15 protein-coding genes are annotated in these 14,665 nt (G+C 45.6%); 5 read left to right on the plus strand and 10 right to left on the minus strand.

Features of this window, described 5'->3' with window-relative positions:
* Positions 1-280 precede the first annotated feature (280 nt).
* Both CUN85_RS13030 and CUN85_RS10730 read left to right on the plus strand, forming a co-directional pair.
* The gene (locus tag CUN85_RS13030) at positions 281-448 is read left to right on the plus strand and encodes a hypothetical protein (RefSeq protein ID WP_167848860.1); all 168 of its coding nucleotides are present in this window, start codon (positions 281-283) and stop codon (positions 446-448) included.
* Positions 449-559: 111 nt separating this feature from the next.
* A complete protein-coding gene (locus tag CUN85_RS10730; protein WP_135390320.1) occupies positions 560-739 on the plus strand; it encodes a hypothetical protein in 180 nt (59 codons plus the stop codon).
* Positions 740-846: 107 nt separating this feature from the next.
* On the opposite strand, the gene CUN85_RS10735 is transcribed toward CUN85_RS10730, so the two are convergent.
* The 7 genes from CUN85_RS10735 to cdhA all read right to left on the minus strand — a co-directional run bounded on the left by CUN85_RS10735 (position 847) and on the right by cdhA (position 9,244).
* Positions 847-1,197: a hypothetical protein gene (locus tag CUN85_RS10735; RefSeq protein WP_135390321.1), complete on the minus strand. Its 351-nt coding sequence runs from the start codon at positions 1,195-1,197 to the stop codon at positions 847-849.
* Between the two features lie 163 nt (positions 1,198-1,360).
* Entirely contained in the window at positions 1,361-2,770 is a 1,410-nt protein-coding gene (gene acsC, locus CUN85_RS10740) for an acetyl-CoA decarbonylase/synthase complex subunit gamma (protein WP_135390322.1), read from the minus strand.
* A 3-nt stretch (positions 2,771-2,773) separates the two neighbouring features.
* Positions 2,774-4,093, minus strand: a complete 1,320-nt coding sequence (gene cdhD, locus CUN85_RS10745; protein ID WP_135390323.1) for a CO dehydrogenase/acetyl-CoA synthase subunit delta — start codon at positions 4,091-4,093, stop codon at positions 2,774-2,776.
* A 26-nt stretch (positions 4,094-4,119) separates the two neighbouring features.
* On the minus strand, positions 4,120-4,872 hold the full coding sequence (locus CUN85_RS10750; RefSeq protein WP_135390324.1) for an ATP-binding protein: 753 nt from the start codon (positions 4,870-4,872) through the stop codon (positions 4,120-4,122).
* 10 nt (positions 4,873-4,882) lie between these two features.
* On the minus strand, positions 4,883-6,289 hold the full coding sequence (gene cdhC, locus CUN85_RS10755; protein WP_135390325.1) for a CO dehydrogenase/CO-methylating acetyl-CoA synthase complex subunit beta: 1,407 nt from the start codon (positions 6,287-6,289) through the stop codon (positions 4,883-4,885).
* Positions 6,290-6,319: 30 nt separating this feature from the next.
* Entirely contained in the window at positions 6,320-6,832 is a 513-nt protein-coding gene (gene cdhB, locus CUN85_RS10760) for a CO dehydrogenase/acetyl-CoA synthase complex subunit epsilon (RefSeq protein ID WP_135390326.1), read from the minus strand.
* Entirely contained in the window at positions 6,833-9,244 is a 2,412-nt protein-coding gene (cdhA, locus tag CUN85_RS10765) for a CO dehydrogenase/acetyl-CoA synthase complex subunit alpha (RefSeq protein ID WP_135390327.1), read from the minus strand. It abuts the gene before it with no gap.
* A gap of 360 nt (positions 9,245-9,604) precedes the next feature.
* On the opposite strand from cdhA, the gene CUN85_RS10770 reads away from it, so the two are divergent.
* From CUN85_RS10770 to CUN85_RS10780, 3 genes are all read left to right on the plus strand, one after another.
* The gene (locus CUN85_RS10770; RefSeq protein ID WP_394346225.1) at positions 9,605-10,462 is read left to right on the plus strand and encodes a rhomboid family intramembrane serine protease; all 858 of its coding nucleotides are present in this window, start codon (positions 9,605-9,607) and stop codon (positions 10,460-10,462) included.
* Positions 10,459-10,878, plus strand: a complete 420-nt coding sequence (locus CUN85_RS10775; RefSeq protein WP_235856299.1) for a hypothetical protein — start codon at positions 10,459-10,461, stop codon at positions 10,876-10,878. Before CUN85_RS10770 ends, CUN85_RS10775 begins: the two co-directional genes overlap by 4 nt.
* A 182-nt stretch (positions 10,879-11,060) precedes the next feature.
* Positions 11,061-11,660: a TIGR00288 family NYN domain-containing protein gene (locus tag CUN85_RS10780; RefSeq protein WP_135390329.1), complete on the plus strand. Its 600-nt coding sequence runs from the start codon at positions 11,061-11,063 to the stop codon at positions 11,658-11,660.
* Here the strand turns inward: CUN85_RS10780 and CUN85_RS10785 are convergent.
* From CUN85_RS10785 to CUN85_RS10795, 3 genes are all read right to left on the minus strand, one after another.
* A complete protein-coding gene (locus tag CUN85_RS10785) occupies positions 11,657-12,829 on the minus strand; it encodes a homocitrate synthase family protein (RefSeq protein WP_135390330.1) in 1,173 nt (390 codons plus the stop codon). The genes CUN85_RS10780 and CUN85_RS10785 overlap by 4 nt on opposite strands.
* 189 nt (positions 12,830-13,018) lie before the next feature.
* Positions 13,019-13,852, minus strand: a complete 834-nt coding sequence (locus CUN85_RS10790; protein ID WP_135390331.1) for an NAD(+)/NADH kinase — start codon at positions 13,850-13,852, stop codon at positions 13,019-13,021.
* Positions 13,842-14,657 (minus strand): bifunctional fructose-bisphosphatase/inositol-phosphate phosphatase, encoded by an 816-nt coding sequence (locus CUN85_RS10795; protein WP_135390332.1) that lies wholly within the window; start codon positions 14,655-14,657, stop codon positions 13,842-13,844. Before CUN85_RS10795 ends, CUN85_RS10790 begins: the two co-directional genes overlap by 11 nt.
* Positions 14,658-14,665: the final 8 nt, after the last annotated feature.

A 14,665-nucleotide genomic window follows, 5' to 3' on the forward strand; every position in this document is an offset into this window, starting at 1 on the left:
GTGAGGAAATAAAGGCTAGGAAGCACTGGAATCAGGTAAAAGAGATTAAAATAAAGCTAATAGTAAACAACCTTGGCAGGTATGCCAAAATTGTTTGTTTGATTCAAATGAGGATTTCTACAGAGCCAATATAAGACAATCAATGTTAAGAGAAGCAATATTGTTCTGCTTGCTACACACTAACTATATATTTTATGGCCACATATATATAGTATTTACATTAAATATATATGTTCCGCAACCAATACTGGATTTGTAACAAAGATGAAAGGAGCAAATAATGATGCGAAACATTAAAAAGTGTGTGGATCCATATAGAAATATAAATACAGACATAAAACCGGAAAATGATTTTAAATTTATTGTCAAAGGTCAGTATGAAACGTCCATTGATCCGGAAGACCTGGAACTGATCAGGTTCATGATTGGTGGGATCGGTGCAAAATAACGGGTCGGGGAAATATTGCAGTTATCGGGCCAAGGATTGAGATAAATGATATTGGGATATCTTGCGAGCATTGCAATTCGGAACTTAAACCAATAATGGCAGGGTGGGAAAATGTGTATAATAGAATCAATCGGATATTCGGAAAAAAACAAGATGATCTACTGTACTGAGTGCATTATTTTCAGGAAAACGGGGAAGTGCGAGTACCTCAAATACATTGAATCGAAGATAAGGGTGGGTCTTACAAAGGACCCACATCCGGGAATAATGGCTGATGATTGTGGATTTTAAATCCTCTCTTCCTTATTATTTCAGTAGGAAGGAATTTATCACATTGTACTGATAGGTATTCCTTGAGAATTTTCTCAAAATTCAAGAACTTCTAGTTCATGGTTAGTTCACAGGTCTACAAACCAATCCACATAAGCTACAAGTTCCTTCTTTTCCCATCCCGGAAGTTTCTTTGGACTATCTTTGCGGGCTGCACCAAAAAGAGCTTCAAGCTCTTCATCGTCAAGGACATGTAATTTGTACTTTCCATCGGCACTGTCACGGATGAAGTAACCTGGCTCCATGGAATCCGATTTTTTCCACATGGTTATTCTGCTATAATCCCATAAAGTAGTGGCCCACTCAGCAAGTTTCAAGACATATTCATCACTGACATCTGCAACATTACCAATAATGGTGCAATGTTTTCCTTCCTTTGATACTTCAAGGCTGTTGATACGTCTTATGATTGGTTCCATGCTTTTCCACATATAGGATTCGGGATTATATAAAATATTTTCTGATCTAGCACCAGATCATACAACTATACTTATGAGTTTCAGATTCACTGCATCTTCCCTTAAAAAGAGAAAGAGCTCCGTGCATCTCTGCACGGAAAGTTCATTAATTATTTCAGCAGAATTATTTCTTCTGCGGTGGCCAATTCTTTTCCATCCATCCGGGGATTCTTCCGGAATCTGCAGGACCAATCATGACATTAGCGCCGGTCTCATCCTCAACGTCACCCTGCAGACGTGCTGCGAGTCCAGGGAGAATGATGGTGTTGTGTGTTGTATCCGTCTGAAGGTTAAACCCTGATTCCTCAATCCCCTTCTTGATCTTGGCAGCTGTGAGCTGTCCGCCTGCCACTGCAGCCTCCACACCGATACCTTCGGTATCAATGGCCCAGAGGTAACAGTCGATCTTGTTGGATGAGATGTCACTCTCTACTGTGTAATAAGTAAGAGCGAAGTTGGTTGTGACCAGTACGGGAGAATCCGCAGTTGGCTCACCTACCTCGTACATGCCCGGGTCGACCATTACAGGCTTCCTCGGATCTGTGTAGATGGTGTCACGGATATGCAGTTCAGGAAGCATTGCGTAAGGCTCTGTGCTGTGGAGGATCATTATGTCACCGTATTTGATGGTGAATACTGATGCTACCACGGTTTCCCAGTAAGATGCGCTCACAGGGTCGTCATGAGCCATCCATGCTGTAAAAGGCACTGCCATTATGGGATAGGCTATCTCACGGTCACCTTCAATGCCTGCTCTGCGTACCTTGATGAAGTTGTTGAAAGTCTGCCTGAGCTGCTTTCCGGTGGGGAATGTTCCCGGGTCGAGTACGAGTTTCTCTGTACCCATCTCTGCGAAGGTCTTTGCCATTGACTTGAGCAGATCAAGGTCATTCGGTGCAAAGAGTGTCACAGGTACATCGTACTCCAGAGCAAGGTCTGCAACTTCCTTCCAGTTGTCCTTGTTTGCGGCGTAAAGCAATGGATTTCTGTCCTTTGAGACCTCAAGACCCGCTTTAAGGACTTCAGGATCGAACGAACAGAGAATAATTGGCAGGTGTGTTGTTTCAACGACCTTACTGACCACCGCAGCAAACTTCTCGGGGTCGCCTGATGTGGAGCGTACGGCTACCATGTCCACAGTAAGGAAATTACCGACATAGAACTTCTTGAAATCCTGGATGTACTTCACCCTCTCAATAAGGTCCTTTTCATCCATGGTATCCCACACGTCATAAGCAAACTTTGTCTGGTTGAAGAATGTGAGCTTATGTCTGTAAAGGACGTCATCTCCACCTATATTTGCAACATTATCTCCAACACCTATCACAACTTCCCTGATCTCAGGTGCCAGGAGCGCATCAAGTTCTTCATATTTCTTTCTGAACTTTTCCTCCAGGATTGGTGTGCACTCTGTCAGGTCCTTTGATCGGTCGATAAGGTGTGCTGCAAAGGCCATACATGTCTGTTCACCACATTCGCCACAATTGGTGGCAGGCAGGAACTTATAAGCTTCCAGCGGACTGTTGATCTTCATCTGTCACACCTCCGCTCCGATCCAGTTGGTGATGTCTATCTCTTCGGTCTCGATAGAGCCGTAGAGTGTCTGTGTTATTTCCTTGAGCACCTGTACGGATGTCGGGTGCATCATCATGAACATATCATTACCTGCAAGTGAGAGTGCAAGACCTGTGACGATCTCCCAGATAGGTCCTCGGTATTCCCTTGGTCCCCAGTCGGAATCCTGCTTTAGCGGGGATGAGACCATCCATGCCTCACGGGCACCCCATGCATTGGTGGTACCGGACGACATGGGGAAAGTGAGTTCGTCATCACCCATAAGACCTGCGAGCCTTATGCGTTCCATGTTTGTATATGCATAGTCCAGTCCGTATCCCAGTGCTGCTGTTGTCGGATCCATAATAATGCTGTCCCTTGGGACATTACACTGTTTCATGAGCTTCCTGTTGAGCTCCTTCTGGGCGTTGATCTCAAGCTGTGTCCATGAGAGGACAACATGCCCGTGGTCGATAGCTGCCTTTGCTATTCTTTCATAGTCAAGGTTCAGGCTGGCAGATGCTAGCAGTACTCTCTCTCCCTCTGCAACCTCGGCTGCCTTCTCAAGCACCCCGGGGTCCTTCTCAGGATTTCCTGACCCTCCGATGACGATAGGTACGTCAACTGCCTGCAGTACATCTTCAACGACCTTTGCAGCTTCCTTTGCAGGGGTATCTTTGATGAGCGGGTCGGTTGAGATGAGGTGAATGGTCACCATGTCAGCGTTGAAATCACGCACGACCTTTTTTGCCCATTCTGCCGGGTCGTTGATAACATCTTCATAATTGCCCTTGACCGCCTTTGCCATGCCAATGGGCATATCAAACACGTCTACTGTAACGTAGTTCCTGTGTGGCATCTCAGCATCGAAGTAATATGGAAGTGCATTCTCTCCTCCAAGGGTAACAGTGCTCTTCCTTGAGCCGCCGTCGGCTGAGGTTGCACCGAGTGTGACTTCCTGGATTTTGTTCTTCCAGTTATCAACCTTTGAAACCTCAAATCTGGAATCAATGAGTTCCTGAATCCGGGGGGGAGTCTGAAGTGCCTGGGGGGACTCAGCCATCCCGAAAGCAGATGCGAATAACTGCTCAGCAGGGAAGCCGAGCATTCTTCCGATGTTAGCCATATGCAGGGATATCTGGGATATCTCATTACCCAGGGCATAGGCCAGTGCCGGATTTAATCCTCCTCCGCCTGATATATTGAGCTCAATGTCACCTTCGATGGTCACACCTTCAAGTGATTCCACATCGAGGTCCTGCAATATATCACTAATTTGTGATAATTTCATTTTCTTTGCCATGTGCATTCCGCCATATGATATTTTTCTTACAAACCAAGTTTCTGAGCGATCTTCTCAATTTCCTGTACTGCAACCGAATCGTCAGGAAGATCAAATAAAGGTTCCCCTGCAAGATCTCTCTCGATTATCATCTCGTCCACGGGGATCAATCCTATCAGTTCAAGACCGAGTTCTTCCGCAGTACTGGCGATCTTCTCACGGTTTGCGTCTGTGACCTTGTTTGCAATAACATAGATGCTGGAGACCTCTGTTTCGAGCTCACTCACAAGTTCACGGATGCGCTCTGCCGTCCTGAGGCCTCTGCGTGAACCATCAGTGACCACAATAAGGTCATCAACGTTCCTGAAGATCTTCCTGCTGAAATGTTCCAGTCCGGCTTCAGCATCAATGATGAGCACATCATAATTTGTAACTAGTTTGTTCATGATGCCACGAAGCAGATTATTGACATAACAATAACATCCCGAACCCTCTGGTCTTCCCATGACCATCAGGTCATATCCGGGCATCTCTTCCAGGATCTCATAGAGCTTTGACTCTAATATCGATTCCTTGTTGATGTCGGGGGGAAGACTGTCACGTTCCTCGTGCATGTACTCTTTTATATCGCCAATAGTTTTGCTGGTTTCGCATCCAAGTGTTTCCGGAAGGTTGGTATCAGGGTCCGCATCAACTGCAAGGACTACCTTGTCACCTCTTGTAAGGTGACGGATGAGAAGACTGGTGATTGCCGTCTTCCCTGTGCCACCTTTACCTGTCACTGCAATTATCTTAGCCACAGAAGACCTCTCAGTCCTGCTTTTTTATGATTACCTTGTCGATGCTGACCTTTGCATTCTTCAATATGATCTTAACACCGCCGGATCCACCGCCGCCCATCGCTGGCATAGGTGGCATGAAGTTTGCAGGCATCTGCATCTGAGGAGTGGCGTATCCTTCCTGCGGAGCCGCTGCTTCCGGAGCTTCTTCCTCTTCAGCTTCTTCCTCTTCCCACTTTTCAATTATCGGGTGGTTCTTGCCTTTGAGGAAGTTCCTGAGACTGTCGACATCTGATGCATCCTCTTCGGTTGCTATCTTTTCGCGTATATCTTCCGGCATACTGTCCGCTATCTTGTCCTTGAGCATCTTTGGCATCCATACGACCCTGTCCCAGCCACCGTCTGACTGGATGAACTTTGGTGAACGGAAGTAGTTGACACCTACTCCAAGGAAGCCTACGACCTGCTTACCTCCGCCGGTCTGTCCTGCCATGGTTGAGAACTGCAGGCCATTGGGTGCTGTGCCTGCAAAGTCCCTGTCAACCCATCCGATGCCGTCAACTTCAGGAATATAAAAACCTACTACCTCGAAACATCCGCAGGATGTGTGCGGGTACTCAAAGAATGAGTGCAGTTTTATGCGGTCGTATTCTCCGCTTGACAGTCTCTTTGCAGCTTCATTGACACCAGTGTATTCTCCGGATTCTGCGTCGATCACATCTCCTTTCGGGATTGCGAACTGCGGACCTTCGGGATCTACCTTTGCTGCTGCCCTTCCGTCGAACCAGTTAATGGCACCACAGAGTGATATCCTGTCAGGTGTTACAACACAGACATTTGTAGGAGCGAATGATGCACAGAGTGTACATCCATAGAATGTGTCTACATCTTCGTCATGAAGGTCACGTGTCCTTTCATCCCTTGACTTGTAGACTGCTTTTGCGTTCTCGATCTCCTTCTCGATTTCATCCATATCAGTGATGTAGATAGCTTCGACCTTCTCTATGAACGGGAGCTCGTTCTTGAAAAGCATCATGATGGCCTTTGCAACAGCTTCGAAGGATGTCATGCCCTTTGCAACTGCATCCTTGCTGACCCTCATCCAGACATCGTCTCTCTGGTTCAGGTGCATAAAACCCTGTATGTAATTCTGGAATTCGTGGTTCCTTCTTTCAACAATGGACTCAAGGTCTGCTTCCACGAGTTCGCCGGCGATCTTGTAGATCATTGCAAGAGGATGCCTGGAACCTTCTTCCATATCCGAGATGTCGGGACCTATTAATGTGAACTTGCCGTCCTCAACCTCATCCATGTCTGCTGCTCTTACAAGTTCGAATCCTTTGGATTTCGGGCCTGCAAGTTCTGCATACATACCATCTTTTCTAATTCTTTCTCCTTCAAACATAGGAGATATTTCAAAAGGGAATTCATCTGCCATGATTAGTTCTCCGTATTGTCACCATTAATATCATAAGTTCTCAATAAACTCGTCAAGCGCTTCAAGGTGTACCTCAGGTTTGAGGTTACCGAATGACCATGTAGCATTTTGCATGAAATGTCTTTCGATGGCTATTGTCTTCAGGTCTGTGAAATTCTTGAGACCTGAAAGAACCTGGTCAAGATAGTATTTCTTGTGTCCTAGGAATAGAATGGCGTCATATGGCCCCTGTCCGTCAAGACCACTCCATTTCTTGTCTCCCAGATAGTGCGCGAGAGCGTGGACGTTGATATACTTTGCACCCACATCCTTGCCGTTAAAGACGGTTATAGAGTGCCCGGTTGCAGCAACCTGGATGCCTTTCTTTGCAATTGCGATCGTTTTCTCTGTGAGTATCTCATTTCCAACGATCTCAGATCCGACAACCAGAAGGGGTCTCTTTGCTTTCAGGATCATCTTTCCGCCCACATTAGGATTCATGGGCTTTGCTGTCTTTCTGCCCCAGGTGGTATAGATCATTGTGTTCTTGGTTGTATCGACCATTTAACATTCCCCCTTGCAGAGTCTCTTTACATTTGTAGGCTGGGCTGAAACATCAGATTTCATTGTCGGTCCTGAAAGGATCTTCTTACGCTTCCAGTCGATCTCCCATCCGTGGTCTTTCTCCAGCATCTTAAGAAGTTCCTCGCGCTTTGCAAGCGGAAGGTCTGTCTCTGTCCTTACGAACTTGTACCAGTCCTCTGGCATATGTCCGAGATACTTCTGGCTGAGCTCCATATAGTGGGTGAGCTTGATCATCCTTCCCATGTTGTTGTCGGACGGGCGGATACAGTTCTTTGCCAGCATCGGGAACAGCTCTTCAATAGATTCAGCTGTTGTCAGCAGGAACTCCGGGGAAGCCGGGATCGGCATTTCAGAACCATCCCTTGCGTCATATACCTTCCAGTGTTCCTCTTCATATGGTTTACCAATAAGAGCCCTTCTGTACTTGGAGCCGTGCGGTCCTACGACTACAGGGATACCAAGCCTGTTACATCCTGACGCAATTGAGGCTGCCTTCTGGGAATATGCACCCCATGCAACACCAACGGCACCGATACGATTTGTGATGTAATCGGCAATCTCTTCATAGTTGCCGGAGACCTGCCTCTGTGCAAAGATTGCTGCAACCTTGATGGCTGTTCCTGTTATGTGTGAGTTGGAAACACACGAACCCACGTTGATGAGGTTACCGGCGAGGAACTTTGCAGGGTACTTCTCATAGAGCGTCTCTCCATCTTCGTTTTTGTACATTCCGAGGTCCATTGCGGAACATCCGGACATTACTACAATGTAGTTTCTCTTGAGCATCTCATCTGCAACTGTATAAAGGTCCTTTGTACCACTCGGATAGTTGGAACATCCGACCATTGCAATGATACCGGGTGTTGTTCCAAGTACGAGGTTGACACCTTCTTGGCGGATCTCCGGGTCGCTCACCTGTCCCCTGCCTGCGCGCATAAGGCCCTTTTCTTCACGGATGAGCTTCTGGGACGCCTTCTCTATCATATTAAGAACGGGAATGTCCTTTGGACATGCCTGATCACATCTTCCACAGGCAATGCACATGTCATGGAGGTACTCGAACTTGGTATAATCTCCTTCAGCACCTGTCTTCATCGCTTCCATTATAGGAAGATTGTCCGGACAATCCATTTCACATGCGCCACACTGAACGCACTTTGCTGAGAGTTCCCGGAGCTCTTCCTCGCTTGGAAGTGCCTTGATCCCCATTTCATCACGGATCTTTGACATCTTTATTGCAAGCTCAGGAGCTACCTCGCCAAGGACATCGAAGTTAAGAATAAGGGCTCCGGCTTCCTTTCCGCTGGCAAGGTCTTCAATGATCTCTGCAGGGCTGTCCTTTGATCTGTTGCGCAGACCATACATGATCTTCTCATTTGTTGTGATGACCGGAATTGAAAGTTTCTTTGCCTCGTCAAGGACATCTGCCCTTACGCACTGTTCATCAACCACGATAACATCAGGGACGCCAGACCTTATCATCTTGAGTTCCTTTGCCAGGGTACCGATGACCTTGGCATGTGGCTTGCCACCTTTGTCCATCTGATAACGCGTCATGTCGATGGCAGTACAGCACAGGCCGGCAAGTTCCATCTTGTCCTCAAGTCCATGGTCGTGTATGTAATCCATAATGTTGGTTACACCTGCAACATTGTGTCCGATCACAAGAAGCACAGGTTTGCTTGAGTCGATGCAACCCATTCCAATCTCCACGAGAGGAGCTTCCGGATCAGATTTAGGCATCCCCATACATGAGACCTGAGCAAGGTCCGATACTTCCATGCCAACGTGATCAAGCATTCCTCCATGGAGGATCTTTGACTCGAAATCCATGGCTGCTCCTTCCTGTCCTGCGTGGATCGTTGCAAGCAATTGTGTAAGTTGCTCTTCAACATAATCCATAACTTCTTCCAGGTCGCCAAGTGTTTCAGGCTTGATGCCTGTTACTGCCTGGGTATTTGGTGCAAGCAGGTTTGAAGGCCCTACATCTATAGGCTTATCATGACCATAAATGCCTATAAGGTGATGCAGAATGTGGCGGCCATGTCCTGCATGTGCTGCGGCACCGGTGATTACCCTGAGAAGGGTTTCACGGGCCTGATGGGCTTCCATGTTGATTCCACAGGCACCTTCCTTGTTCCCCCCAAGGTCACATTTACCAAATGTACAGTAGCAACACTGGTCACAGACTGGGGTGTAAACTGGCTGGTAACGAGAAAGAAGTTTGTAATCCCAATCTCTCAGATCAGAGATTCCAGGTTTTGGAGTAGGGCCTACTACAACTCCTTCTTCCATTGCTTTCTTTTCAATGGCACCTACTATCTTGCCGATCGTGATCTGAACATTTTCCAATTCGTCAATGGATATGTGTCCAGTTGGTATATCGCTCATTTTGTATCTTATCCTCCTTTAGGTGTATTACTAAAAAATAAAATCGTATTAACATGTATTATATACATTACAATCCGTAATAAATTTGGAACTGTTATTCCGGGTGTTCTATTACAACAACCCTATATAAAAAAGTTTCCGGATTTATCACGATTATATGTGATAAAAGTCTCATAGTTTCACATATAGGATAAATTGTAACTCAAACAGTTTTTGGTCTTATCCTGATAAGCAATTTTCACATATAAGTTTTCCGATATCTATAATGATTATTCTTGATAAACGTTGACATGCTCTCCTGTTTGTCCGGAAATAGTTTTATTTGATGCGAACCTTATTGGAACCGAATATTTTGATACGGTGAATGTTTTGGACAAAAAATGCTGGATATGCGGCAGAGAAGAGTACATCCCTTTCAAATGCCGCTTTTGTGGTAAAGTGTTCTGCTCCATTCACAGGCTTCCCGAGCAACATGCATGTGCAGGCCTTGAATATGCAAGAGAACATGGTTCCGGTAGCAGAAATGCTGGTAATACTGTCCCTGAAGCAGATGATATTCTCAAAGGGATGTTAAAGAATACTGCAAAGTATGCTGCGAAAAGTGCTGTTAACGGATTCGGGTCTAACATAAAGTATTCCATGAAGAGTAGCCCTTCAATGGCTATTATTTATCTTTGTGTGTTCTCATTTATCCTGCAGTTGGTACCCGGTTATTTTGAAGCTTTGATGCTGGTTCCGGGTCTGCTCTTTGAGCGTCCCTGGACGCTGATAACTCATATGTTCCTTCATGTGGGTTTCTTCCATCTTTTCTTCAATATGCTGGTCCTCTTCTTCTTCGGGCCGGAACTTGAACGGCGGGCCGGCAAGAGTGGTTTTATGAGGGTTTTCTTCATCGCAGGAATCGTAGCAGCGCTCGGTTACTCTCTTACCAGCAATGCGCCGGTTGTCGGAGCAAGCGGTGCCATACTGGGTGTCTTTGCCGCACTTGCGGTCATAGCTCCTGAAATGAGGGTTTATGTATATTTCATCCCGATGAAGATATGGCATGCTTTGGTTCTGTTTGCTTTGATTGATTTCCTATATATCGGGTCCAATGATATGGTAGCACATACGGCACATCTGAGTGGCATACTTGTGGGCCTTTTAATGGGGTTCGCTATTCGTAAAGACAATAAGAAGGATGCACAGAACAATCCATATTATTACTACAGGAGGTGATCCTGCTGGAAAAGGACATAAGTCACCTCAAATGCTTTTTTCCACGCCCGGCAGAGAATGAAGAGATGCCTGTTCAGTTCATCGACATGCAAGAGAAGCTAGCCGGCTGGTCTCCCCGGTTGAAGCGTTCAGTATATGTTGATGATTTCAAGGACACGGAGGATCTGAAAAGGGTAAGGGAGGTCACTGTGCTCAGGGTCTACAACTGGCTGTCAGACAGGGAGAGTCTGATCGAGTTGTCTGAAATGGAGAGATTACAATTCGAAGAAGTTGTGGATATGTTTATAAAACATAGTGGTGAAATTCGCTATACAAGGGTAAAGAAAGGTGGGAGACTGGTAAACCATTTCAGGCTGGAAGAGAATTCTGTCCCGGGGGTGGACGTGAAAGAAAAACTACTCGCGGATATTCTTTGAAAGTAAATCTTGTCCTGTGGTATCTATTGTAATTATGGTGATATTTCAGTAAGAATTATATGCTATCATAGTTAAACATTTACACGTTATTATATTATCTATAGTAAATATGTAGGATGTATTACATCTTTAGTATTGTATGTAAGCAATTGTAACAATTATTATCATTATAAAGAGGTATCATGGCCAATGTTAAAACCGGACTGAACTCTATTGTCAAGTACCTTAGTACAAAGAAGGAAACTGGCAGGCGCAGTATAGGCTTACTTGTGGATGGTCCGAATGTACTCCGAAAGGAGTTCAATGTAAATCTCGAAGAGATAAGAGATGTGTTAAAGGAGTATGGGAATGTAAAGATAGGCAGGGTATTCCTGAACCAGTATGCATCCGATAAACTTGTTGAAGCTATTGAGAACAATGGTTTTGAACCGATCATCTGTTCAAGTGATGTGGATGTGCGACTTGCTGTGGAGGGGATGGAACTAGTGTACAATCCCACCATCGATACTCTTGCACTGGTCACAAGGGATGCTGATTTCAAGCCCCTTCTGAACAAGGCGAACGAACATGGCAAAGAAACAATCATATTCGGCGTGGAACCGGGATTCTCGACTGCGCTGAGGAATTCCGCAGATTACGTTATCGTTCTTGAGAATGATCAGATGAACTATTACGATGAATACGTCCCTGAGGCAAAGAATTCCGGAGGTTCCCGTGATAAAACAAGTAATGATGTTCTGCCGGGTTCTCACAGGAAAAAAGATGCCATGGTGGATTATTAGAACCTGCAGATATCTCTGATCATTTCATCCAGCCTGGACGGAGGTATGCCTTTCTTTGCTTCCGTACAGTTCTTTATTTTGTCGAGTAGCATACAGAGCTGTTCTCTTTCGAGTTCATATCCCATACTCTTCACTATGCCTCTTAATGCCTTCGTACCAGTGTGCTTGCCCACTATGAGGTGACGTATCCCTCCGACCATTTCCGGACTGAATAGTTCATAAGTCCGTGGTTCCTCAAGGATGGCACATACATGTATGCCTGATTCGTGTGAGAATGCATTTTCGCCGACAATAGCCTTATTGACGGCTGGCCTGATTCCCGAGAACTCATTAACCATTTTTGAAAGCTTTACCAGTCTGGTTGTATCATACCTGGCAATCCCGTACTGCACCCTCAGGGCGACGATCAGTTCCTCGAGGGATGCGTTGCCTGCTCTTTCTCCTATAGCATTGACGGTTGTGTGAAGTTGTTTTGCACCTGCCTCTGCGGCTGCCAGTGTATTTGCGGTTGCCAGTCCCAGATCGTTATGGCAATGTATGCAGATAGGTGTGTGCACTACTTTTTTAATTTCACTGACCAGATAATGGGTTGTGCTGGGATTGAGTATACCGATGGTGTCTGCGATGCTGACATAATCCACCTTGTAGTCTTCAGCAGCAATGAAAGCTTCTTTCAGGACCTCTACATCGGTCCTTGTGCCATCCTCCGCAGCAAACCTTACTCCTACGCCGTGTTCTTTTGCATACTCTATCGCGCTCATTGCAGAAGCGAACATCTCTTCATAGCTCTTATGGTACTTGTATTTAAGATGAAGTTCTGACATTGCAATGAAAATACTTATAAAATCAACATCGCAATCAACTGCTGTTTCGACATCACCAATGACCGAGCGCGAGAGGCAGCATGTTTTTGCATTCAGCCCCATGTTTGCGATCTCTTTAACGATATTTTTTTCAGCAGATGATACCACCGGGAACCCGGCTTCGATTATATCTACCCCGACATTATCAAGTTCGGTGGCGAGTGCTACCTTCTCATCTCTGGTGAAGACCACTCCCGGTGTCTGCTCACCATCCCTGAGGGTAACATCGCATATCTCTATATCAAGGGGTGGTAGGTTAAGATAATCGATAAGTTTATTTCTTGAATAAGCTTCAACTTCTGACATGTTCTTAATTCCTGTAAATGACGAACATCTCCAATACTGAATATAAATTTTAGGTTTTTTAGTCTTCTTTTCCGTTAAAAGCCTGTCGCCAAATGGCAATCTTTATTTAGTAAGCAGAAGGCAGCTGATTGCATCTTCAGCAAATTGCAGCATATACTTGCTCACAAATGAGTTGCGCCATGGTCTGCGTTATGCAAGTTTGCTCTGGACCTTTTCATAAAAACTGTTGATAGAGCTGCTGACAAATCTTGCAGGGTTCTTTGCTTTCGTAAGTATGACCTTGTCACTGGCCTTTATGTTGTAGGAATGCTGGCCATCGATCACAATAGCAGCTTCCTTTTCAGGAATGGTCATTTCCACTGAGATCTTACTGCTTGCAGGTACGACCCATGGGCGTGCGGAAAGTTTGAAGGGTGCAAGCGGCACGATCAATGATGCATCAACCCTGGGATCGACGATTGGGCCGCCTGCGCTCATTGCATAAGCCGTCGAACCTGTAGGGGTTGCAAATACAACACCGTCAGCTCGTAGTTCCTCTATCATGGATTCATCCACGGATACCCTGAAAGTAAGTATCTTTGCAGGTCTTGCGGTGATAAGCACCACTTCATTCGTTGCCGGAGGTAGAGCTCTTCCATTGATGTGTACTGCAAGTCTGCTACGCTCTGTGTACGTGAACCCTCTCAGGACATCCTCCATGGCACTTATGGCTTCATCAGGCTGCACATCTACAAGGAACCCCAATGTTCCCAGATTGATACCCAGCGTTGGAAGCGGGTCGTCCATTTTGGAGATGCTGCGTAGTACTGTGCCATCTCCTCCTACGGAGATTATAAGCTCAACACCTTCGTCCCGCATATTCTCAACAGGAGTGCACCTGTCATTGATGCAAAGATGCTCTGCAGTTCCCGGAGACAGGACAATATCAACCTTTTCTTCAAAGGCCTCTATAATCTTCCTGGCCATGTCCAGAGCTTCTTGGTTATCAAAACGCGAAACAATGCCTATTTTTTTAACCCTCATGCGAATCTCCCCTCGAAAGATCTAATATTGTCTCATGTACATGACCGTTGGAAGCCACCATATATACTTTGTTGAGGATGCAGTCTCCCAGTTCAAGAGTAGCTCCGGAGCTATCAGTAACCTTTCCTCCGGCTTCCTCTACGATCAGCTTTCCAGCCGCTACATCTGTTAGGCGTAAGGACCCCCTCACATCAACGAATGCATCTAACTTACCGGCTGCAACATAACAAAGCTCAAGTGCCACACTTCCAAGGACCCGGACCCTTCTGACATTCCTGCATAAAGTGGCAGTTTCTTTTATGTGGGGCCGGTATCCGTAAACACTGATGCATAACTTGTTTATTTCCAGCCTATTGGATGTTTGTATTCTCCGGCTATTAAAGTATGCTCCTTTTCCTCTCTCTGCATAGAATACATCTTTTGTCGCCAGATTCTTCACATACCCGAAAAAGACTTCCTGCGGACCTTTAGTTGTTATAGCAAGGGATATGCTGTAAAAAGGAATTCCGAAGGATGCATTATAGGTCCCGTCGATCGGATCGATTATTATGGTAAATTCAGGTTTATCGCCTATTATTCTTTCGCCGCATTCTTCACTCAGTATTCTTAAGGACCTTCTTTCCCTGCTTAGTATATCTAAAATGGTTTTCTCGGCTATATCATCTATCATCTTTGTCGGGGTGCCGTCCGCTCCCATATATACAACTTCATTTGCACCAGGTGTCCCGACAATATGTTCTATTTTTTCATGGACAGCATCAGCTATCCTGTTGCTGAGCTTAAGGAAATAACCATTTTGCGGCATAAAAATAG

This window comes from Methanolobus halotolerans (genome assembly GCF_004745425.1).
GTDB lineage: Archaea > Halobacteriota > Methanosarcinia > Methanosarcinales > Methanosarcinaceae > Methanolobus > Methanolobus halotolerans.

What these genes read in the sequence shown, in the direction of transcription:
- CUN85_RS10735 (WP_135390321.1), bottom strand. Translation starts at nt 1,197, where the DNA reads ATGGAACCAATCATAAGACGTATCAACAGCCTTGAAGTATCAAAGGAA.
- CUN85_RS10730 (WP_135390320.1), top strand. Translation starts at nt 560, where the DNA reads ATGTGTATAATAGAATCAATCGGATATTCGGAAAAAAACAAGATGATC.
- CUN85_RS10790 (WP_135390331.1), bottom strand. Translation starts at nt 13,852, where the DNA reads ATGAGGGTTAAAAAAATAGGCATTGTTTCGCGTTTTGATAACCAAGAA.
- cdhA (WP_135390327.1), bottom strand. Translation starts at nt 9,244, where the DNA reads ATGAGCGATATACCAACTGGACACATATCCATTGACGAATTGGAAAAT.
- CUN85_RS10795 (WP_135390332.1), bottom strand. Translation starts at nt 14,657, where the DNA reads ATGCCGCAAAATGGTTATTTCCTTAAGCTCAGCAACAGGATAGCTGAT.
- CUN85_RS10780 (WP_135390329.1), top strand. Translation starts at nt 11,061, where the DNA reads ATGGCCAATGTTAAAACCGGACTGAACTCTATTGTCAAGTACCTTAGT.
- CUN85_RS10785 (WP_135390330.1), bottom strand. Translation starts at nt 12,829, where the DNA reads ATGTCAGAAGTTGAAGCTTATTCAAGAAATAAACTTATCGATTATCTT.
- cdhB (WP_135390326.1), bottom strand. Translation starts at nt 6,832, where the DNA reads ATGGTCGATACAACCAAGAACACAATGATCTATACCACCTGGGGCAGA.
- cdhD (WP_135390323.1), bottom strand. Translation starts at nt 4,093, where the DNA reads ATGGCAAAGAAAATGAAATTATCACAAATTAGTGATATATTGCAGGAC.
- cdhC (WP_135390325.1), bottom strand. Translation starts at nt 6,289, where the DNA reads ATGGCAGATGAATTCCCTTTTGAAATATCTCCTATGTTTGAAGGAGAA.
- CUN85_RS13030 (WP_167848860.1), top strand. Translation starts at nt 281, where the DNA reads ATGATGCGAAACATTAAAAAGTGTGTGGATCCATATAGAAATATAAAT.
- acsC (WP_135390322.1), bottom strand. Translation starts at nt 2,770, where the DNA reads ATGAAGATCAACAGTCCGCTGGAAGCTTATAAGTTCCTGCCTGCCACC.